The organism is Paenibacillus doosanensis (assembly GCF_025060755.1).
In the GTDB taxonomy this organism is placed as follows: domain Bacteria; phylum Bacillota; class Bacilli; order Paenibacillales; family NBRC-103111; genus Paenibacillus_S; species Paenibacillus_S doosanensis.
Genome location: NZ_JANYUY010000026.1, coordinates 49,627 through 68,934, shown reverse-complemented (window position 1 = coordinate 68,934; position 19,308 = coordinate 49,627). Strand labels below are relative to the sequence as shown.

The 19,308-nt window shown below is 53.3% G+C and carries 20 protein-coding genes; 7 read left to right on the top strand and 13 right to left on the bottom strand.

What is annotated here, in order from left to right; all coding sequences use genetic code 11:
• Positions 1-60 precede the first annotated feature (60 nt).
• Positions 61-1,872: an EAL domain-containing protein gene (locus N0M98_RS18910; protein WP_259618834.1), complete on the top strand. Its 1,812-nt coding sequence runs from the start codon at positions 61-63 to the stop codon at positions 1,870-1,872.
• Positions 1,873-1,960: 88 nt separating this feature from the next.
• Positions 1,961-3,118, top strand: a complete 1,158-nt coding sequence (locus N0M98_RS18905; RefSeq protein ID WP_375295502.1) for a phosphodiester glycosidase family protein — start codon at positions 1,961-1,963, stop codon at positions 3,116-3,118.
• Positions 3,119-3,314: 196 nt separating this feature from the next.
• On the opposite strand, the gene N0M98_RS18900 is transcribed toward N0M98_RS18905, so the two are convergent.
• Positions 3,315-3,674 carry a YtxH domain-containing protein gene (locus N0M98_RS18900; RefSeq protein ID WP_259618833.1) on the bottom strand — a complete coding sequence of 120 codons (360 nt, stop codon included), beginning with the start codon at positions 3,672-3,674 and terminating at the stop codon, positions 3,315-3,317.
• A gap of 24 nt (positions 3,675-3,698) precedes the next feature.
• Positions 3,699-4,148: a DUF948 domain-containing protein gene (locus tag N0M98_RS18895; RefSeq protein WP_249866256.1), complete on the bottom strand. Its 450-nt coding sequence runs from the start codon at positions 4,146-4,148 to the stop codon at positions 3,699-3,701.
• Positions 4,149-4,711: 563 nt separating this feature from the next.
• Here N0M98_RS18895 and N0M98_RS18890 point away from each other — a divergent pair.
• Both N0M98_RS18890 and N0M98_RS18885 read left to right on the top strand, forming a co-directional pair.
• The gene (locus tag N0M98_RS18890; protein ID WP_510823380.1) at positions 4,712-5,182 is read left to right on the top strand and encodes a phage lytic cycle repressor MrpR family protein; all 471 of its coding nucleotides are present in this window, start codon (positions 4,712-4,714) and stop codon (positions 5,180-5,182) included.
• 81 nt (positions 5,183-5,263) lie between these two features.
• Positions 5,264-5,752: a hypothetical protein gene (locus N0M98_RS18885; protein ID WP_249864987.1), complete on the top strand. Its 489-nt coding sequence runs from the start codon at positions 5,264-5,266 to the stop codon at positions 5,750-5,752.
• 149 nt (positions 5,753-5,901) lie between these two features.
• Here N0M98_RS18885 and N0M98_RS18880 read toward each other — a convergent pair whose 3' ends face one another.
• From N0M98_RS18880 to N0M98_RS18845, 8 genes are all read right to left on the bottom strand, one after another.
• Positions 5,902-6,849 (bottom strand): aminopeptidase, encoded by a 948-nt coding sequence (locus tag N0M98_RS18880; protein ID WP_259618831.1) that lies wholly within the window; start codon positions 6,847-6,849, stop codon positions 5,902-5,904.
• 48 nt (positions 6,850-6,897) lie between these two features.
• Positions 6,898-7,569, bottom strand: a complete 672-nt coding sequence (locus N0M98_RS18875) for an AroM family protein (protein ID WP_259618830.1) — start codon at positions 7,567-7,569, stop codon at positions 6,898-6,900.
• Between the two features lie 72 nt (positions 7,570-7,641).
• Complete coding sequence (locus tag N0M98_RS18870; protein ID WP_249864990.1) at positions 7,642-8,577, bottom strand: DUF1177 domain-containing protein; 936 nt, start codon at positions 8,575-8,577, stop codon at positions 7,642-7,644.
• A gap of 36 nt (positions 8,578-8,613) precedes the next feature.
• Entirely contained in the window at positions 8,614-9,675 is a 1,062-nt protein-coding gene (locus tag N0M98_RS18865) for an S-methyl thiohydantoin desulfurase family protein (protein WP_259618829.1), read from the bottom strand.
• 11 nt (positions 9,676-9,686) lie between these two features.
• A complete protein-coding gene (locus N0M98_RS18860) occupies positions 9,687-11,306 on the bottom strand; it encodes an OPT/YSL family transporter (protein ID WP_259618828.1) in 1,620 nt (539 codons plus the stop codon).
• 41 nt (positions 11,307-11,347) lie between these two features.
• Positions 11,348-12,271 carry a DMT family transporter gene (locus tag N0M98_RS18855; protein WP_259618827.1) on the bottom strand — a complete coding sequence of 308 codons (924 nt, stop codon included), beginning with the start codon at positions 12,269-12,271 and terminating at the stop codon, positions 11,348-11,350.
• Between the two features lie 16 nt (positions 12,272-12,287).
• A complete protein-coding gene (locus tag N0M98_RS18850) occupies positions 12,288-12,947 on the bottom strand; it encodes an aspartate/glutamate racemase family protein (protein ID WP_259618826.1) in 660 nt (219 codons plus the stop codon).
• Between the two features lie 139 nt (positions 12,948-13,086).
• A complete protein-coding gene (locus N0M98_RS18845; protein WP_259618825.1) occupies positions 13,087-14,607 on the bottom strand; it encodes a PucR family transcriptional regulator in 1,521 nt (506 codons plus the stop codon).
• Positions 14,608-14,793: 186 nt separating this feature from the next.
• On the opposite strand from N0M98_RS18845, the gene N0M98_RS18840 reads away from it, so the two are divergent.
• From N0M98_RS18840 to N0M98_RS18830, 3 genes are all read left to right on the top strand, one after another.
• Positions 14,794-15,438, top strand: a complete 645-nt coding sequence (locus N0M98_RS18840) for a bifunctional 4-hydroxy-2-oxoglutarate aldolase/2-dehydro-3-deoxy-phosphogluconate aldolase (RefSeq protein ID WP_259618824.1) — start codon at positions 14,794-14,796, stop codon at positions 15,436-15,438.
• Positions 15,439-15,635: 197 nt separating this feature from the next.
• Positions 15,636-16,259: a YhbD family protein gene (locus N0M98_RS18835; protein WP_249864997.1), complete on the top strand. Its 624-nt coding sequence runs from the start codon at positions 15,636-15,638 to the stop codon at positions 16,257-16,259.
• Positions 16,260-16,273: 14 nt separating this feature from the next.
• The gene (locus N0M98_RS18830; RefSeq protein ID WP_249864998.1) at positions 16,274-17,008 is read left to right on the top strand and encodes a bactofilin family protein; all 735 of its coding nucleotides are present in this window, start codon (positions 16,274-16,276) and stop codon (positions 17,006-17,008) included.
• A gap of 56 nt (positions 17,009-17,064) precedes the next feature.
• On the opposite strand, the gene N0M98_RS18825 is transcribed toward N0M98_RS18830, so the two are convergent.
• The 3 genes from N0M98_RS18825 to thiD form a co-directional block, all read right to left on the bottom strand.
• Positions 17,065-17,697, bottom strand: coding sequence for a helix-turn-helix transcriptional regulator (locus N0M98_RS18825; protein ID WP_259618823.1), 633 nt, complete (start codon positions 17,695-17,697; stop codon positions 17,065-17,067).
• A 175-nt stretch (positions 17,698-17,872) separates the two neighbouring features.
• Positions 17,873-18,310: a DUF86 domain-containing protein gene (locus N0M98_RS18820; RefSeq protein WP_249865000.1), complete on the bottom strand. Its 438-nt coding sequence runs from the start codon at positions 18,308-18,310 to the stop codon at positions 17,873-17,875.
• A 110-nt stretch (positions 18,311-18,420) separates the two neighbouring features.
• Complete coding sequence (gene thiD, locus N0M98_RS18815) at positions 18,421-19,260, bottom strand: bifunctional hydroxymethylpyrimidine kinase/phosphomethylpyrimidine kinase (RefSeq protein WP_249865001.1); 840 nt, start codon at positions 19,258-19,260, stop codon at positions 18,421-18,423.
• Positions 19,261-19,308: the final 48 nt, after the last annotated feature.

The window sequence follows — 19,308 nt, the reverse complement described above, 5'->3', positions numbered from 1 at the left end:
GGCTGTCAAACGAGAGTTTGGCAGCCTATTATCTATCCTTCTCTTATGGAGCTGAGACCTATGCAAAAAATCCCCGTGACTCGTGACGGGAAGAGAGGGTCGGAAGTCATCATTATAGATTCGAGCAGTGTAGTCAAAATCGACAAGATTCGCGATCGGGAAATTATCATACACACCAAGGATCAACACTATTATCTTGATTTTTCCTTCGATAATTTGGAAGAATGGCTGTTCGAGGATGGTTTTCGGCTTCTGGATAGCGCAAATATAGTCAATATGAACCATGTCGCAGACTATGATCCCAAGAAAGGGATCGTATATCTAGGAGCCTCCGACAGCAAGCATCCCAAAACCGCTTCAGCCGCGCGCATCCACAAAGAACACATCGAGAACGTAACGCAGTTGCTTAGGACTGCAGACCCCTCCTACGCCGACCATAATCCCTTACATCATGATGAATTGTTTGCACGTATTATTAGCGAAACCCGAAACGATCAGTTTCTGCGCTCGTACGCGACGATTCGTGCCATGAATGAACGGAAGCGCGCCGAGGAGAAGATCGCGCATATGGCTTATCACGATTCGTTAACTCATTTGCCGAACCGTTTATATTTTGACGATCGTCTCAAGGCTTGTCTGGATGAAGCCAGCCGTCACGGAGGAAGGTTGGCTATTCTGTTTTTTGATCTGGATCGGTTTAAGGTAATTAACGATACGCTCGGCCATCACATCGGGGATCAACTGCTGGTAGGCTTGGCTCACAGGCTGCAAAGCTACGTTAACAATCATGATGTAGCCGCCCGCTTCGGCGGGGATGAGTTTATGGTCCTGCTGTCCGGGAATGCGCATATGCGAGAGGCGGCCCAATTTGCCGAAACAATCAAGCTGCTGCTGAAAGAGCCTTTCCTGATAGAAGACCACGAATTGTTCGTCACGGCCAGCATTGGAATCAGTCTATATCCCGATGACGGCACCGATGCCGAAACTTTGCTGAAGAATGCCGATAATGCCATGTACCGCTCCAAAGAGAAAGGTGGGAATTCATATCACTATTATCACCCGGATATGAACAAACGGTCCTTGCACAAGCTCAATCTGGAAATCCATCTCCGCAAGGCGCTGGAGCGCGGCGAATTCCGGCTGCTCTATCAGCCGTTAGTCGATTTGAAAACCGGTACGATACGCGGCATGGAGTCCCTGGTTCGATGGCAGCATCCCGAATGGGGCATGATATCGCCGGCTGAATTCATTCCGCTTGCCGAAGAGACCGGCCTCATCGTTCCGATGGGAAACTGGATCTTGAAGCAGGCTTGTCTTCAGAATAAAGCATGGTTGGAGCAAGGCTACGATCCGCTCTGTGTGTCCGTGAATATATCGGCCATTCAATTCCATCAGCCGCAGTTCGTATCCGTCATTGAAGAAACGCTGCAGGAGAGCGGGCTGGACCCCGGGTTGCTTTGTCTGGAAATTACCGAGGGAGTCGCGATGAACAGCGGCCCGCATGTGATGGAAACGATGGATAAGCTGAAGAGTCTCGGCGTTCGCATCTCTATCGACGATTTCGGTACCGGTTACTCATCGCTCAGCTATTTAAAAAGATTCCGTGTGCATACGCTTAAGATCGACCAATCGTTCATCCGCGACGTCACGTCCGACGAGGATAACGCGGCTATTGTGACGGCTCTGATCGCCATGTCCCGCCAGTTGAAGATTACGTCGCTCGCCGAAGGCGTCGAGACGAGGGAGCAATTGGAATTTCTGCTAGCCCAGGGCTGCGATGAAATTCAAGGCTATGTGTTCAGAAAGCCGGTATCGGCTCAAGAATTTGAAGAGATGATCCGGCAGAATAAACAGTTATTTTTAACCAAATAGAGGAAAAAGTACAGTGGATAACTGAAACTTTTTCCTCTTTTTTACGTTTATAAGTATAGCAATCCAAATTTTTGAAGGGAACGAAACCATGCCAGCTAATCTATCGAGCAGCACGAAGACGGCCCAGACCAAAGTGACGGTCAAAAAGCCGCTTCCCCGCGCCTCGAAAAAAAAGAAAAAACGAACTTCCGCTCTAGTGACTCTATTCTTCTATACGCTCTCCATTCTCATGATGTTCGGAACGGCATTCAGTTTATGGTTCTTCCTTACCGAATCGGGAACCAACCTCCGCTATTTGATGGCGGATACGTTGATTTCGACACAGCATCGCCATTGGGCCGCCTATCTGATCGGCGAGACGGAGCTGACGAAACGCGTCGACCGCTATTGGAAGCAGTTCGATACTTATACGGAAGTAAAGGATGAGCGTCTGGTTCATCTGAATACGCCGGAGACGACCCCGGTCAAAGCCGCAGAGAAAAAACCGCTCGTGGAGATCGAACCTATCGAGGGCAAAAACTTCAAGGGCAAGCTGCTGATCGTCAACGATCCCAAAAGCTTGCGAATTGCAGTCCCCGGAAAAGTCGGCAAAGGCGAGAAAGTTTCTTCGATGGTCAAACGGCTTGGGGCGGTAGCCGGAGTCAATGCCGGAGGCTTCGTCGATCCCGAATGGATGGGGAACGGCTTCCAGCCTACGGGGCTGGTCATCTCCGGAGGCAAGATCTATTATAACGACGGCGGCATGAACACGCCGAACCATATCGTCGGCATCGATAAGGACGGCCGGATGATCGCCGGCAAGTACAAGCCAACGGAGCTGCTGCAGATGGGCGTGCAGGAAGCGGTCACCTTCGCCCCGCGCTTCATCGTCAACGGCGTCGGACAAATCAAGAACCAGGCGGACGGTTGGGGAATCGCTCCCCGCACCTGCATGGCCCAGAAGGAAGACGGCACGATCATGTTCGCCATTATCGACGGCAGACAGCCCGGACACAGCATCGGGGCGACCTTGTACGATATTCAAAACATTTTCCTAGAGCACGGCGCGATTACTGCCGCCAACTTGGACGGAGGGTCGTCTACGGTACTGGTGCATAACAACGAGATCATTAACAAGCCGGCCAGCGAATACGGCGAACGCTATTTGCCTACGGCTTGGCTCGTCTTCGACAATCCGCAAGCGGTGACGATCAAGAACATTTGGGAAGGGCTCGACCCGAGCAAGATCGACCCGTCCAAGTGGTGACGCATATAATCCTAACAGGCCCCTTCGCATAGAAGGGGCCTTTATAGGCTGCAAAGCGGATGCCCGGAACCGTGCGCCCGTAGAACGCTTATATGACTGCTGCAATGCGCCCCAGCTTATGGGTGTTCCCCCCTCTATCCTCGGGAACGTCTCGCGGCTTAAACCGGATGCTGGTACGCTTGGATCGGTCAGCGGCTTATTGCTGCTGCTCTTCGCCCTCGATCACCGTTGCCGCCACAGGCACTTCGGCCGCTTCGTCGGCCTTGCCGTTTTTCCAGGAAAGCGCCTTTTCCTTCACTTTGCCTGCCCATTCGGAAGTTTGGTTGCCGATCAGCTGCGTCTTTTCGGACAAGGTGCCTGCCAGCTGCTTGGATTTATCCGCTACCGTCCCTGCCACTTGCTGCGTTTTTTCCGTGACGGTATGAACGCCTTCCGCCAAATCCGCTCTCAGCTCGCGCCCCGATTTGGGAGCCAGCAATAGGGCGGTCACCGCTCCCAGCACCGTACCTACTACAGCTCCGACCAGCAAGTCTTTTCCTTTTTTATCAGCTGCCATCCTGTTCATCTCCTTCAATCTTGATCATTCGTCAGGCGTGCCCGTCTTGGAGGGTTTCTGCGCTTGCCACCTTTGCCACAGCTGGATTCCGGTCGTCGTCAGCTCTATAAGGTCCTTCACCGTATCCTGCCGGGTATGTAGCGTTTCCCTGGCCTCCAGAACTGTATCCGACAACGTGCGGGACACCAGCTGCACCGAACGGGAGAGACTGCTGGCCGCTTCCCCTGTTCGCTCCATCGCATCCACAAACCCGTCGGTCGCCTTCATCCTCCTCTGTACATCCTCCAGCACTTCCCTGGAAAGGCGTATCGTACGGACGGATTCCTCCGCCGTCAGTTCCAGCTTCTCCTGCATGCGGTTTAGCGTATCTTGCGCCTGCCGCATCGCCTGGCGGGATTCCTTCAGCAGGAAGATCAAATAGCCGGCCAGCACGACAAAAGCCAAGGAAGCCAAGCTAATGCTGATTTGCCACATCACGCTCCGACACCTCCTTCCAAGCGGCAGCTTTCCTAGACGAATGCCTATGGAATAGTACATTATAAGTAGCTGACCTTCATTTTGACACTGATTCTTGAAAAAAAAACAGGCTGTCGGCCGCGAATCAGGGCGGACGAAGGTGATTTCATCCCTCGACATTTTTTAAATTCTATGAGCTCTATCGCAGCCTTTTGCCCTTCTTCGACAGCCCTTTACGGGCATTTGGAGCCGTAGATGACCGCTGCGGCAAGCTTGCCGCTCTTTACCGGAGCCGTTCGGACATCCCCTTCTCCCACTGCACCGGTATCGAAACGCTTACTTCTCCCCCTGCTGTAGTTTGTCAGCGCTTTATTCGCTATGGACGAGCATTTTCCCAGCCCTTTTTCGCTTTTATCGGTTGCTGAAAGTTTATGTCTGAAAAAACTTTTGCCATTCGACACCGAACGATAAAACCTCTTATTTTACATTCTTTCATAAATTTGCATAATCATATACAATTTTTATTGCTGTCCTAGATACACGACAAACTATTTTCATAACGAAAGGGTTGTTTGGAACTGGTGAATGTTTTGACTTACGAGACACTGTTGCTTGCTGAAAGTCAGTGCATCAATGCTCAAGATGCCATCGTTGTCCGCTTGCTGCTTGAAGGAATCGAGGTGCACGAAATTGTCTATTTGAAAGCCGACTCGCTCGACCTGGAGAGCCGCACTTTGACCATCACGGATTCGTATGGAATAAAAAGAAGACAGGGCGTCAGCCCCCGCACCGTTCAAATGTATAAGAGGGCGCTCCTGCAAAATCAGTACATCGCCGATCAGCGAAGGTCCAATCTGAAGGATAACGGCTATTTGATTAAAGCAACGTTAAACGATTATATTGCGCATGAGAGCATGATTCAGGAGATGGATTCGGTGATCCTGCGCACGATATACAGAAGATTTCGCGAATTATCCGAAAAATTAGAGCTTCCGGAGCTTGCATATTTGACTACACTCAAATTAGAATTGAATCATGTAGTCATCGCATAATATAGTAATAATTCGCATAAGAGGGGGCCTCGCTCCTCCTCTTCAGGCGAATCTACGACGCTGTATTTTTCGGAGGAGCTTATGACAACCAACAATCAGGAAAAACGGGACTTGGAACGCGCCGCCGTCAAAATCTGGATCGATATTTACAACCGGAATCACGATAACAAGCTTCGCCTCCTGTACCAGCGGGAGCGTCCCGACGCCGTCATTCAAGATTCCCGTCAGCGGCTGATGGGCGTAGAGATTACCCATTTATTTTATGATTCGGAAGAAGCGAAAATGCTGCTGGGCCGCTCCCAGACGAATACGCACAGCAACGAAGTCGTCGAGATGCTCGTAAAGGAATTGAATAACCGGATTCGAATTAAAGAGAGCAAGATCGATACGTATGCCTCCGACTATCCGATATCCCTCCTTATCCGCAACGCTTCGCCGGCATTTGGCATGTCGGATATTTTGGCCGTCAAGCATCTCATCTACAAACCGCGGGGCAAATTCGTCCAAGTCTGGTTTCTTTCGCGGGACGGCAACAACGAATGGCTGAGCTTGGACCTGAGTACGCTGTAGCCCTACCGCTTTGCCTTCCCCTTCACATCTCCTCTAAACGCCGCGTCATTATTATGAAGCTTCTCCTTCCGCATGTACACAACGAAAAAAGGCTGACGACCGCACGCGGGCAGCCATCAGCCTTGTCTTGTCTTCAATCCCTGATACTTTTATTCAACAAACCGCCCGTTCTCCATAATGAGCCGGTCATCGATATATACATTCGGTTTGGTAACGACTCCGTCAATATGGACGCCTGCGGCGATCGTTCCGCCGAACGTATTGTTGCTGCCGAACGCGACATGGATCGTGCCGTATACTTTCTCATCCTCCAGCACGACGCCCGTGATGCGGGCTTTATCATTGGTGCCGATGCCGAATTCGCCGAGCTGTCTGCCGTCGCCGTCGCCGAGAATTTGCAGCAGCCGCTCCGCGTCCGCTCCTTCGGCCTGCGTAATCCGTCCTCCGGCTACAGTGACCAAGAGAGGCGTCTGCAGCTTGCCGATTCCGGCTACCGACCCGTCGATGACGATCTGGCCTTCAGCGAGCCCTTCCACCGGCGCAATATAGGCTTCGCCCGACGGCAGGTTGCCGGATTCGCCCGGGTTCAGGTACATGCCCGTGCTCGGAACGCCGTTTCTTCCGGCAATCGAGAACGACAGACTGCGGCCGTCCTTTTCGATTCTAACCTTCTCGCCCTTCGTCAGCATGTCCGTTACTTTCTCCGTCAGCGCTTTGACCTGGACATAGTCGGCGCTGATAGCGCCCTCCAGGAACATATCCTCGGTGATGCCCGGCATTGTAGCGAGTCTGGTTCCCGCGGCGGCCGCTTGCTTGCGCGCCTGCGTATGCGTCAAGGAATGCTTGGTCACGCAGACGACCACATCCGACTCCGCCATCGCCTTGGCTATGGGCGCCGGAGGCTCTTCGCCCGATTTGGCCCGTTCCTTCATCACGACGAGCATCGCTTCGGCGCCAAGCTGCTTGCCCGCTTCATACAGCGACTCGGCCAGCTCCTTCTTCACATCGTCCGCAACGACCAGGAACGTCTCGCCTTCCTTCAGGCCGAGGCAGTTTTGCAGCACATTTTTACTGATTTCCGTTAACTTCGCATTCATCGTTTGTCATCCCTTTGCGATTTCAGTGATTGAGTGATTTCCGCAATTTCAGATCATTTCCGATACTAATTTTGCCATAATCGCATTGGACAATACAACCGGCAGTCCGGAAGTCTTCGCGACAAGCTCTCTCGCTTCCTCGGTGTATCCCATGCAGTCCAGCACGATAATATCGACGGTATCCTTCAGCTCGGTCGCCGCTTGCCGGAAATTGTCCAGATTATTAATATACGGCGAAGCGACGGAGAACAGCGGATCGAGTCCGAGCGGAGAATATTTCGGTTTCAAATTTTCCTTCTGCTCGATTAAAGGTACGATCACGCCCAGACGGCGGGAGCCGACCATCGCTTTGACGGTAGGCGGAATAATATGATCCGGTTCGATCAAATAGGAAGTCGCTGTCGTAAGTCCCGGAAATACCCCCGTGCAAAGAAGCAGTATTTGCCTAATGCCGCTTTGCTCCAGCTCATTGATTTTGTTTTGCAAAATCGGCTGAATTTTTTTCCGCGACATCACCACCGAATCCCCGGTCGTCAGACGGGAGGTCAGTACGTAATCTCCCTCTTCGGGAAACAGATTCTCTTCAATATATGCCTTGGTCATCCCGTCCAGCACACCGACTTGAACGAGCTCGGCGCGGCCTTCCAAATATTTCTCGATAATCGGCGCAACGTCGGTTCTCGGCGCCTGGCCGATCGTAATCATTCCCAGCTTCTCCATCCGAATCGCCTCCCTGAATGAAAATAAAGGGGGAACCCGAGTTCCCCTAATGTGCAAGTATATGAAAAGAAATTACTGTTTTCCCGATGTTTGCAGCACTTTCATCGAGCCGTACAAGCTCAAGATGCGATCGAATTCCGCTTTGTTATAGAACTCGCACGTGCCGTTCGTTACTTCCTTGGCTACTTCGACCGAGAAGCGTACCGCCGAAGCGATGTCGATCTCGTGGCTTGCGCCGGTGCCGCAGCCCGGCACGGCCGATTGGGCCGTAACGGCTACGCCGACAACCGGAGCATCGGTGGCTACCGCCGGTTGAAGAATCGAATTGATATGATACAGGTCATTGCCGTAAGGCGTAATATCCTGCATCGTTATCGGGAACGTCACAGGCAGTTGGCCTGTCGTCATTTCCATAATCCGCAGCAAGTCTTCGCTCATGCGCAAAATATAGCCTTCTTTGACCGTAGGCGAGATGGCGATGCCTTTATGATTAATGACGCGGTTGCCTTTGGTCGTATCGATGGACAGAATCGCTTCCATCTCCGGCACGATTTCATGCTGGTTCATCGTCAAAATGTCGACCGGAGAATCCATGAAATCGACAGGCTCGTGCGGACGCGTCGGAGCATCCGGACAAATATGCGTCGTGATGATAACGTCGCCTTTCAAAGAGTCGCCTCTGGTCTGCATTTCGGCCAGCTTCAGCGCCGAAGCGACGGCGGCTACCGCACCGTCGGCGTCGGATACGAGACCGATCCGCGTAGGACGCGCTCCGATGCCGCCCAAACGTCCGATAATCCCGAAGGTCGGCGCGTCGCCGCCTTTGCTCTTGCCGTTCGTTCCGGGAACGACGATTTTAATGAAATCGGTGCTGCCTTTATCCCCTTTTACGACGGTTACCGTTACCGATACATCCTTATATTCATTGAATAATTCCTTGACTTTCTCTCCGGTTACATAGCCGCTATCCATTACGTCAAGCGCGAGTAAGGTTTGTTTTAATGTCATGTCCTTTTCCTCCATCCGAATTCATTCTGTTTGTCTTTATCCGAGATAAGAAATAATCGATTTATGAATAATGTCCTCAATCGGCTTGAGCAGCTTGGTGTTGCTCATCGTGCTGCTGAGCAGCAATTTTGCCTTCGGCACCGCGATAACGGCGAGCTGCTGGCCTTTTTGAATCGCTGCCGTAACGATCGGTCTGGCCGTTTTGGCATCCAGCGTCATGATCAGGTCCGGGAAGGTAGCAAACCGCTCTCCGTCCTTTTCAATCGTCATATACTCGTTCCAGAACGTCATCTCATGCTCGTCATTGATCCGGACCGTGCCGACGTCGAAGCCGCCTGTCGTCTCCAGGGTGAAATCGGTAACCGTACCCATCGTAACGACTTGGCCGCCCAGCTTGGAGACGACGGATTCAATGGCCGCTTCGCCTTGGCGGGCAAGCAGTGCCTCGCCGACCTCGATCGCCTGAGTGATCGCTCCGGCGGCGCCGTTGGCTTTGGCATAAGCGCATGTGACCGGATTGCGTGCGACGGCAACCAGACCGCCGGCTTCAACGGAAGCTTTGCGGATCATCGAAGCGGCTTTTTCAAGCGAGCCTGAGATGCTGATTTCGATGTAGTTGTCTCCCTTGCCGCCGACGCCGGCTTGATGGGAGATGTAGCCTTCCACCTCGGAGAGGTTCAGCGAGCCCATCGCGCCCGTCGGATGAGCCCGTCCGTTACAAGCGAAGTCCACAAGCGGAATTCCCGTGATAGCCGATTGAAACCAGCCGTTGACGGTCGTCCCCGCTCCGTTCTCGTTCGTATGGAGCGCATTGACGGTTTTGCCGATCTTCTGCGTCAAGATGTCCAACGCTTTGCCGTAATGAATCGGCTTGACGAATTGATCCTTGGCGGCCGGAGCTCCTACCATAGACACGGTAACGAATAAGTCCTCGTCTGCGAATTCATCGATGGAATACAAGCTGGGCTGTCCGATTTCGAGAGCCAGGCGGCCGATCTGGAGGCCGTCTTCAATCCAGCCCCCTCCTCCTCCGCCGAGAACGGCGCCGCCGTAAACCGCGTATTCCACCATTTTTTCATCCAATTTCAATATCGACATCAAGCTTCGCCTCACTTTTTCATTTTAAACACGGAGTTAAAGAAGCTGTACAGCGCATCCCCGGCAATGAAGCCCGCAGCCAAGATGCTCATTGGAGTTTCCGCTTCTTTGCCTTTCACTTTCAACACGATAATACGAATGGCGATACCGACGAGAACGGCCCAGCAGGCGTTCGGAGTGGCGATAAGCAAGCCGGTTGCGAACAAGACGCCGATCTGGCGGCTAGGTCCGCCGATCAATTGCACGATAGCGCCGGGAATAGCCCAGATCAACAGCTGCTTGGCCACTTCCGGAGAAGCTCCCGCCTTAATGGTCGACACATATACTTTATCGATCGGCGGTACAAGATTTTGCGCGAAATAGCCTTTGTAAGTGACCAGCACCGTCAGCAGAGCGACGCCGAAGGCGATCATCCCCGTAATGTACTGATGCTTTCTTCCTTCGAGCTCATATTCTTTGTTCTCGCCGTTGCCGCGGAGAATATAGCCCGTCTTAAGGTCGTAACCCATGTCGGCGAACGCCGGACCGGTAGCGGCGCTGAAGCCCGCCAGCAGCGCGAGGGCGACCGGAGGAAAACCGATCATCATACCGAACAGCAGCGTAATGAACGCGACGGCGAACGCCGGGAACCAGCCGGAGTGCATCGCGGCGATCCCTACGATCAGCTCGTGGACGAACGCGGCGAACGCGGCAAAAACCATAAAGCCGAGCAGCATGCCGACGGACATGTGTGTGATCAGGCCGCCGATTATGGCAATCAGCAGAGCGATGATCAGGTAGGCTATAAATCCGAGACTGAGCGTACGTCTAGCTTCGCCTACCGTTCGAGTCAATTTGCTTTCATCAATCTCGGAGGAGGCAACAATGCCGCTTTCGCTCGCCTTCTCCTTCTTGACCGATTTGTTCTGTCTGCTGAAAATCAGCATACCCGCTTGAATCAAAGCGACGATCCCTGCGCCGATCATGACGCCGTGGGCGATATACAGCTGGTTCACGTCAACATGAAACCAGGGAACCGAATACTGGCGGATCATAAGACCGATCCCGAACATCGTCAGCGCCCAAATGTTGCCGATGAAGGCTACACCGAAGGCGGACATCGAAATATTAAAGTAAGAACCGATCAAACCGATTGCCGTCCCGATTCCCAGCAGACCGGCGCGTTTGCCGCCCTTATCGCCCGCCTTGATCGATTCGGCCGTCGCCACCCCCGGAGCCCATGTCCCGGATGCCGGGAACAGCTTGGAGTCGAACAGCTTGTACAGGATAGCCGCATCCACGAACATGGCGAGCGCCGCGCCGATCAGCATAGGGACGACCAGATCGGTAACTCCCATCGCGAACGGTATCCCGATCGGAATCAGCAGACTGTTCGCCGCCCCGAACGTAGCGGAGGAGATGGACGTCTGCACCAGGTTTTGCCGGTGAACGGATTTATACTTATTGAATATTGTGATCGGAATGCGGGCGATCAGCATCGCTACGAGAGCGCCGATAATTGCGGTGTTCGGAGTCACGCCCAACGTCGTAACGATTTGCATCCCGATGATCGCCCCGATGACAGCCGTTACGATGTTTAGAATAAGCGCGAACGGTTCGAATATACTAGGGTGCTTCTTTTCATTGTCCATGGATAATCCCCCTTGATCGTATACAGATGATTCTCTCCATACTATTTACAATTTATTTCACAATTATTGTTATTCTTGTCCATCCTGCTCTTTTTCTTTGTCTGGACATACCCGAGCTGAAGCGTTGCGAAGAGAACTCCTATGAACACCAGAGATATCCCGAATACTTGCTGAAAAGAAACGGAGTGACGGAAAAGCAACAATTCCAGCATCATCGTCATCAGCGGCTGCAAATTCAGCACGATGGAAGCTTTGGCGGCGCCGACCGTCTGCATCCCCTTGTTCCACATGACGCCCGTCAGCCCTTGAGCCACAAGTACGGAGACAAGCAGCAAGCCCCATGTGCTCCAGGAATGATTCCATTCGATGCCGGCGCCGGAGAAGGCGAGCACGAACGGGTCGAAGAACAGCGCGCTTAAGCCGAAGCTGTACACCGTAATAATGAACGGCGACAGACGCCTTGACAGAAACCGGGTGAAGATTAAGTTGCAGGAGAAGGTAAACGTGGCCCCGAACAACAGCAAGTCCCCCGCATGGAAGACCAAGCCGTTCGTATTGAGCGCGAGGCACAGACCCGCCAGCGCCGTGACGCAGCCGGCAATCATTCGCCAAGTAACCTTCTCCTTCAGGAACGCGGCCGACAGTCCCGCCGTTATTAACGGAGACAAGGTAAAGATGAGAGAAGCGTTGGTCGCTGTCGTATACTTCAAGCCCTGGAACAAAAATATCTGGTTCGCGATGAGCCCGATGACGGCCGACAGCAGCAGAAACATAATTTCGTTGCGGGTTACTTTCACAAGCGAACGGGTAAACAGCGCTCCGATCAGAAAAACGCAGGATACCAGCGTCAAGCTCAGCGCCGAAAGCAGAAGCGGAGAAAATTCCCGCAGCAAGTACTGTCTCGAAATGTAGTTCAAAGCCCAGATGAACACGCATAGAACGAGAAGTACGTAAGATCTGGTCACAAGAAGTCCGGACAGCTTAGAACGATGCCGGTTCGGCTTCTAGCTGTTTATAGAAGTTGGAAGCATACAAGCCTTCCGCTTCCACCGCGTCGATCACAGGCACGCGCAGTTCTTTGCGCAGCACGTCGGCGAAGCCGATGGTGGAGAAGCCTGTGCATGCGAACACGATCACCTTGGTTCCTTGGGAGAGCAAGGATCTGGCCGCTTCCAGCGCTTTATCCCGCCCTGCCTGAGTGAGCAAATCGGTGGTATTCGTCACATCTTCGGGCCTGATGTATTGAACTAACGAATCCCCAAGCAAGTTTTCCATGACTGCAGGAATGCACTCGGTAATCCCCATGACGCCTACAGGCTCTCCGAGAGCCAGGGCCGTCAATGCGGCGGCGCTGCCCGCTCCGACGACCGGAATGGACACGTTTTTGCGCAGCTGTTCGATAGCAGGATCGGCGGCGCAGCTGATAAGAAGCAGCTTACAGCCGTCCTTCTCCATTTGCTTGCCCAGTTCGACGATCTTAGGAATCGCGATCTGTTCCGTCTCATCATTGAAAATGCCTAGCGGTTGATCGGGAATGCACTTGCTCATGACCGGAAGACCGTACAATCTGGAAATGACATTGCCGTGCTCTTCAATAATGCTCTGATTTTCCGTAGTAAATACCCGGATTAAACCTATCATATCGCTCATCCCTTCCCTGAATAATCTGAATCCTTTGCCATATTAAAATTGTAAAGGGCTACAATATGATTCAACAATGTACGCGTCTACCAAAAGTAACAAAGGCCTATTGTGCTCTGAGCACAATAGGCCTTAGGTTTTAACCCTTATTCTTCAATAAATGGAATGCAGTGCATAAATAATACGTCAGCCGCTTCTGCATGCCGTCCAAATCGATATCCGCGATATCTTTAATCCGGTCGAGACGGTATTTGACGGAATTGCGGTGAATGTACAGCCGGTTGGCCGCCTCGATCAAGCTGCCGCCCTCGGCCAAATAATGATACAGAGTGACCATCAAGTCGGTTCCGTTCTCCTGGTCGTACTCCAGGAGCTTGCCCAGATGCTTCTCAACCAAAGAATCAAAGTTAACATAATCCGACGAATCCAGCAAGAGGCTAAATAATTCCACTTCGTCATAACGGAAAAACCGCTGGATTTTATCGAGCCTCGAGCCTATCATGACCGCTTTCTTCGCTTCCACGTAGCTGCGCTGAATTTCCCATAACGGGTATTTCGTGCCGAAGCCGGTGCGCACATGGCTCCAGGAGCGGACGAACCGTTTGATCGATTCCGACCATTCCCGATCGTCTGTCCGAGGGGACGAGAGCAGCAGCAGGAGGCGGTCTCCTTGTCTTAATACGTGGGAGCGGACCTGCCGGTTTCGCGATTCGCGCGAAATCAGCTCGTTGATCTTGCCCATAAAAGCGGCATGCTCCTCGAAATACGACCGTTCGCCTTCGATCATTGCGATTTCCCAGGTCCATTCGGGCGCCAGCCCCAGCTGCCTGCCCTTATTCTCCACATCCTGAATGGATAGCGGCAAGCCCATCAGCAGTTCTTCAAAGAAATTGCCCCTCAACCTAGTCTCCGTATCGTCGGCGATTTTTCTGCGCATTAATTCCAGCGCGAACACCAGGCGCGCCTGCTCGATACAGACGAGCTCCAGTGCGTCCAGCTGCTGCTTCTCGACGATCAGCTTCCCGGCCGTCTGCTTGTCGACGGTAATATCCCACTGCCGCGCGTCCGAAGCCGGCGGCTGCTCCTGCTCCTGACTGCCGGGCGGGGAAGCGACAAGAACGTCCCCGGCCCTGTTCACGACCCGAATCGGCGATCTCAGGAGCTCGGCCACATTGTCCGCCACCGCCTGAATCCCGCTATTATTGAGTACAAGACTCGTCAGCGTCTTGTAGATTTCCTCCGATCTTCGGAGCAGAGCGCCCTGCTTGTCCAATATAAGCTCCATGACGGGATAGGTGATGTCCACATAAGGAATGCCGTCGGGCAGCTGAATGATAGGAATATTATGGCGGTTGCCCATATCGATCATCGCCTGCGGAATGTAGTGGATGAACCGCTCCGGTTTGAGCGCCACGCCGGCCGCCCCGGCCTTGGCCAAGTGCTCGACCAGCTTCGTCAGCAAGCCGGGATCGTGCCGGATCGAGTACCCCGTCGTTAAAATCAATTCCCCTTCCCTCAGCCAGCCTTCGATATCGGGAATTTCCATAATATCGATATAGCGTACGATCCGGTCCAAGCCCCCGGCGCCGCTGATCAGCCTGGCGTCCTTTAAAATAGGGAGATTCAGCATCTCCCTGACCGTCATCCCGTTAAATTTCATAGCCGATCACCGTGTTTCGGCGCGTCTGCTCCTCGTTCATACCGCACTCCACTCCTTTGATTTCATTGTAAGCAATTCGTCCGCGGAAGTCATCTTTTTCGCAGCGGCTACAAGCGGTTCCCAATCTTTCGAAACAATGGCATAATAGATTTGGATTTAGAACATGAGAATGAGGTGGATTCGGTAATGAAACGGGAACAAGGGTTGCAGCTCATTGAAGAAACCAAAATTATAGCCATTGTGCGCGGAGTCGAGAAGCAGCATGTCATCGGCCTCGCTCAGGCGCTGCTGGACGGCGGAGTGAAGGTGATGGAGATTACGCTGAACACTCCCGGAGCCGCGGACATGATCGAGCTGCTTCAGCGGCAATTCGGAGAGCAAATGTACATAGGCGCTGGAACCGTGCTCGATATGGACGATGCAAGAGCGGCATTGGCGGCCGGAGCGTCGTATCTGGTGACGCCGAACACGGATGAGGAAGTGATCCGCTATGCCGCAGAACAGGGAGCGCCGATCTATCCGGGAGCGATGACGCCGAGCGAAATCGTCAGAGCCTGGAAAACCGGGGCGTCGGCCGTCAAAATTTTCCCCGGAGCAAGTCTGGGCATCGGGTATTTGAAGGAGCTGCAAGGCCCGCTAAGCCACATCCCTATGGTAGCCGTCGGGGGCGTCAATGAAGAGAATATCGGCGAGTTTTTGCGTATCGGCTGTCATGCCGTCGGGATCGGGGGCTCGCTCGTCAATCTGAAGGAAATCGCGGCCGGCAACTACTCCTGGGTGCGCGATAAAGCGGCGCGGCTCGCGGCCGGCGCCCGCAGCTCCCGCAATTAGCCGAATCTGCAGCGGTAACGCAGCCGGAGCGGCGATGTCATTCTGCGATAGCTTCGAACAGTCATTCGCACGTCCGAACCGCCGCGAAACCAGTTTTCCGGCGATCGGGCGTTTTTTTCATATCCAATCCGGGGAACTCGTTTATTTACAACGTAACAATGTTATGTTACACTTTCTTTACTGGGAGGTGCTACCGCATGGAGCAAGACATCATCTCCAAAAAAGAACTGCTGGAGCTGACCGGCCTGTCTTACGGCCAACTATACCGATGGAAGCGGAAAAACTTGATCCCCGAAGAATGGTTCATCCGCAAATCTACCTTTACCGGTCAGGAGACGTTTTTCCCAAAAAATAAAATTCTCTCCCGCATCGATAAAATTAAAAATATGAAAGACGATTTATCTCTGGACGAGCTTGCGGAGCTGCTTTCTCCTCAAGCGGCGGAAACCTCGCTATGGAAGCAGGAAATTATCGACCGTAACATTGTTTCGAAGATGAGCCTTGATTTTTTTATAAAATATCAAGGCGATATGGAAATTTTCGCTTTTGACCGCATATTGCAATTGTATATCTTAGAGAAGATGCTTCAAACCGGAGAAATGAGTCTGGATGAAGGAAGCATTCTGCTTCAGGTGCTGGGCGACCATTATCCGAAGCTGGGGGGCAATGGCGGTGAGCTGATTTTTATTCGCAAAATGGGCGTATCCAGCTTTTTATTGTGCTCGGCCCCGGGCGAAGTATACTTCGAATCCGGCATTCGGGTCGTCACCCGCTTGAATCTTGCCGCCTGTATCGAAGAGTTAAAAATGAAATTAAACTGACGGAGGGTTGTCCGATGGCGAACGCAATACGACATAAGCTGGTGCTTGCCGGCACGGGAAGCGCGTCCGGCGGCGCGTACGACGATGTGAAAATTACCGGAGAAGGGCAAATTATCGGGAATCTGGACTGCGTGGATTTCAAAGTATACGGAACGAGCCGGATGGAAGGCAATGTCAAAGCGCGGCGCTTCCGCATCTTCGGCACCTCCGTCGTGGTGGGCAGCGCCGAGACGGATGAGGCGCATATTTACGGCACGCTCGATATCGGCGGGGACATGTCCGTACGGCAGCTGAAGCTTCACGGCCGCTCCGATATCGGAGGGACGCTGACAGGCGATCGTTTGTACATCGGAGGCGAAGCGCTGGTTCAGCAGGACTGCGAAGCGGAAACGTTCGTCGCCAAAGGCTTCTTCACGATCGGCGGCCTGCTCAATGCAGACCATATCGACATCCGCCTGTTCGGTCCGTGCCGCGCCCGCGAAATCGGCGGAAGCTCCATCAACGTGAAGCGGACGGGATTGGCCTACAATCTGCACCGGCTGTTTCACTCCAAAGCTTCGGCTGCCCAAGATCATCTTGCCGCAGATATTATCGAAGGAGACCGGATCTACCTCGAATATACGAAGGCCGCGATCGTCCGCGGCAGCTTCGTCAGCATCGGTCCCGGCTGCGAAATTGACTGCGTCGAGTACACGGAGCATTTCGAGCAGGCCGACGGTTCTGTCGTTAGGCAGCATGGCAAGGTTTGAGAATAGGTTAAAAAAAAACATCCCGACGACGAAGAATATCTTCGCGCTGAGATGGTTTATTGTTTCTGCTGTATCACATACGAGCATTTGTTGCCGCCTTTGACCAAGCATTCGACCCGCTTCACATCGGCGCCAAGCAAATTCTCAAACATCATCAATTCACACTGGCAAGCATGATTGTATTGGTTGGCTACCTGCGAAATCGGACAGTTATGCTCATTAATGACATATTGTCCGTCTTCCGTAGCCTGCCAGTCTACCATATATCCGTTGGCATTCTGGATCTCCGCCAATGCCTTGACCCGCTCAGGCAAAGCCTTGCCCGCAATCTGCTCTTCGTAACGGCTGATCAGCCGTTCCTTGCGCCTCTCAAACAGCAAGTCTACCTTATCCGGACCGGCTTCGGCTACCAGCTCGCTTAACAAATCCAGCGTCAGATGATGGTACTTCTTCGGAAAGAGATCATCGGCGTTCTCCGTCAAGGAGTACAGGTTGGTCGGCCTGCCCATAGCCTGTCGTACCAGCTTCGCCTCGATCAGACCGTCCCGCTCCATTGTATTCAAATGTCTCCGCACGGCCATCTCCGTAATACCCAGCTGCTTCGCCATCTCGCTCACGGTTAAGGCTCCGCTTGTCTTCAACATCGTCAGTATGACTTTGCGTGTGGACACATCCTGCTCCTGGTTCATCCGGTCTCACCGCCCTTCCCTTAAGTATACACCTGAAGCACGCTCTAACTAAGTCGGTCGACGTCGTATAAAAGCTACTACTTATATAGTTATTGTATACGAAATACGACCATAAGTAAATTAATAAACTAAAATGTATCAAAAATCCTAGCACAGTCAATTCTAGGAATTTTGCTTACACCATCTCGCGGCTAATAAACGCCGGCACGGCTTCGGCAAACGCCGATAAAGCTTCCGGCAAAGCAAGAATCAGCGGGTGCAGCGCTTCCCGCGGGTATGCGGCATAATCCTGCACGAGCGGCTTGCGCAGCGCAACGAGCTGCTTAAGGATCGAGGAGACTTGACCGTCAAAGACGCCTTCTCCGGCCAATATGTCGATAATATCCTCGTAGCTGCTGGCGTCGCGCATCATGAAGGCGTCGATCAGCAAGCTTCCGACATCGGTCACCGATTCGATAGCGAGGTGAAGCGTCCGCTCCTGAGCCAAATGCAGCAGCAGCCGCGCCGACGGCTCCGCCTGATCCCACTGTGCGACGAGCTGTCCGCACGCTTCCGACAGCACAGGCAAAAATTGCAGTCTGACATTGATTTGTTCATGATTGACGTAATACATAAGCCGTTATCTCCGTTTCTTCCTCTTCCATTTGGACCACAGAATGATCGCCGGAAAGGATACGATTAATAAAAAAATCAGCAGCACCGCCTGCATTAAGTACTCGTAGCTCATTGAAATGTTTGCTCCTTTTCGGGCTTGTCCGACGCCTGCCGCTCGCGCCAATACGCCCAATGGTTCGTCGGTCCGTGACCTCCGCCGATGCCGAGCTCGTCGCGAATCGCCAGCGTAATAAACCGTTTGGCCGTCTGCACCGCTTCCAGCAGCCCGGCCCCTTTGGCCAGCTCCGCCGTAATGACGGCCGAAAACGTGCAGCCCGTCCCGTGCGTATGCCGCGTCTCGCAGCGTTCGGCCGTCAGCAAGTGAAACGCGCTCCCGTCGTAGAGCACGTCCGTCGGCTCTCCGGCGCTGTGACCGCCCTTGACGACCGCCGCCCCGGCGCCGTACTGCTCCACTAGACGGACCGCCGCTTCCTTCATCCCGTCCACCGACGCAATGCTCAGACCGGTAATGACCTCAGCCTCGGGAATGTTCGGCGTTACGACAGCCGCCAATGGCAAAAGCTGCGTGCGCAGCGCATGCTGGGCGCTGTCCGCAAGCAGGCTCGCCCCGCCCTTGGCGATCATCACCGGATCGACGACGAGCTTGGCGAGCTTATGCTTGCGGATTTGCTCCGCGACCAGCTCGATCACTTGGGGCTGCGACAGCATGCCGGTTTTGGCCGCGTCGACGCCGATGTCTGCGAAGACGGCTTCGAGCTGCTTCTCGATGCCTTCGAGCGGTATATCGTAAATGCCATGAACGCCGAGCGTATTTTGCGCGGTGACCGCGGTGATCGCGGACATACCGTAAACCTCCAGCATCTGAAACGTTTTCAGATCCGCCTGGATTCCCGCTCCGCCGCCGCTGTCGGAGCCCGCAATCGTTAGCGCCTTGTACACTTTGTCCATCTCTGTTCCTCCCCCATCTGTGCCGAAACCTTAAACTTTCTTCAATAA

Bases quoted from the DNA above. Each gene is read 5' to 3' on its own strand.
- N0M98_RS18825 (WP_259618823.1), bottom strand. From the start codon at position 17,697: ATGAACCAGGAGCAGGATGTGTCCACACGCAAAGTCATACTGACGATG.
- N0M98_RS18850 (WP_259618826.1), bottom strand. From the start codon at position 12,947: ATGATAGGTTTAATCCGGGTATTTACTACGGAAAATCAGAGCATTATT.
- N0M98_RS18870 (WP_249864990.1), bottom strand. From the start codon at position 8,577: ATGACATTAAAACAAACCTTACTCGCGCTTGACGTAATGGATAGCGGC.
- N0M98_RS18845 (WP_259618825.1), bottom strand. From the start codon at position 14,607: ATGAAATTTAACGGGATGACGGTCAGGGAGATGCTGAATCTCCCTATT.
- N0M98_RS18875 (WP_259618830.1), bottom strand. From the start codon at position 7,569: ATGGAGAAGCTGGGAATGATTACGATCGGCCAGGCGCCGAGAACCGAC.
- N0M98_RS18840 (WP_259618824.1), top strand. From the start codon at position 14,794: ATGAAACGGGAACAAGGGTTGCAGCTCATTGAAGAAACCAAAATTATA.
- N0M98_RS18895 (WP_249866256.1), bottom strand. From the start codon at position 4,148: ATGTGGCAAATCAGCATTAGCTTGGCTTCCTTGGCTTTTGTCGTGCTG.
- N0M98_RS18905 (WP_375295502.1), top strand. From the start codon at position 1,961: ATGCCAGCTAATCTATCGAGCAGCACGAAGACGGCCCAGACCAAAGTG.
- thiD (WP_249865001.1), bottom strand. From the start codon at position 19,260: ATGGACAAAGTGTACAAGGCGCTAACGATTGCGGGCTCCGACAGCGGC.
- N0M98_RS18865 (WP_259618829.1), bottom strand. From the start codon at position 9,675: ATGTCGATATTGAAATTGGATGAAAAAATGGTGGAATACGCGGTTTAC.
- N0M98_RS18820 (WP_249865000.1), bottom strand. From the start codon at position 18,310: ATGTATTACGTCAATCATGAACAAATCAATGTCAGACTGCAATTTTTG.
- N0M98_RS18860 (WP_259618828.1), bottom strand. From the start codon at position 11,306: ATGGACAATGAAAAGAAGCACCCTAGTATATTCGAACCGTTCGCGCTT.
- N0M98_RS18835 (WP_249864997.1), top strand. From the start codon at position 15,636: ATGGAGCAAGACATCATCTCCAAAAAAGAACTGCTGGAGCTGACCGGC.
- N0M98_RS18900 (WP_259618833.1), bottom strand. From the start codon at position 3,674: ATGGCAGCTGATAAAAAAGGAAAAGACTTGCTGGTCGGAGCTGTAGTA.
- N0M98_RS18910 (WP_259618834.1), top strand. From the start codon at position 61: ATGCAAAAAATCCCCGTGACTCGTGACGGGAAGAGAGGGTCGGAAGTC.
- N0M98_RS18830 (WP_249864998.1), top strand. From the start codon at position 16,274: ATGGCGAACGCAATACGACATAAGCTGGTGCTTGCCGGCACGGGAAGC.
- N0M98_RS18885 (WP_249864987.1), top strand. From the start codon at position 5,264: ATGACAACCAACAATCAGGAAAAACGGGACTTGGAACGCGCCGCCGTC.
- N0M98_RS18880 (WP_259618831.1), bottom strand. From the start codon at position 6,849: ATGAATGCGAAGTTAACGGAAATCAGTAAAAATGTGCTGCAAAACTGC.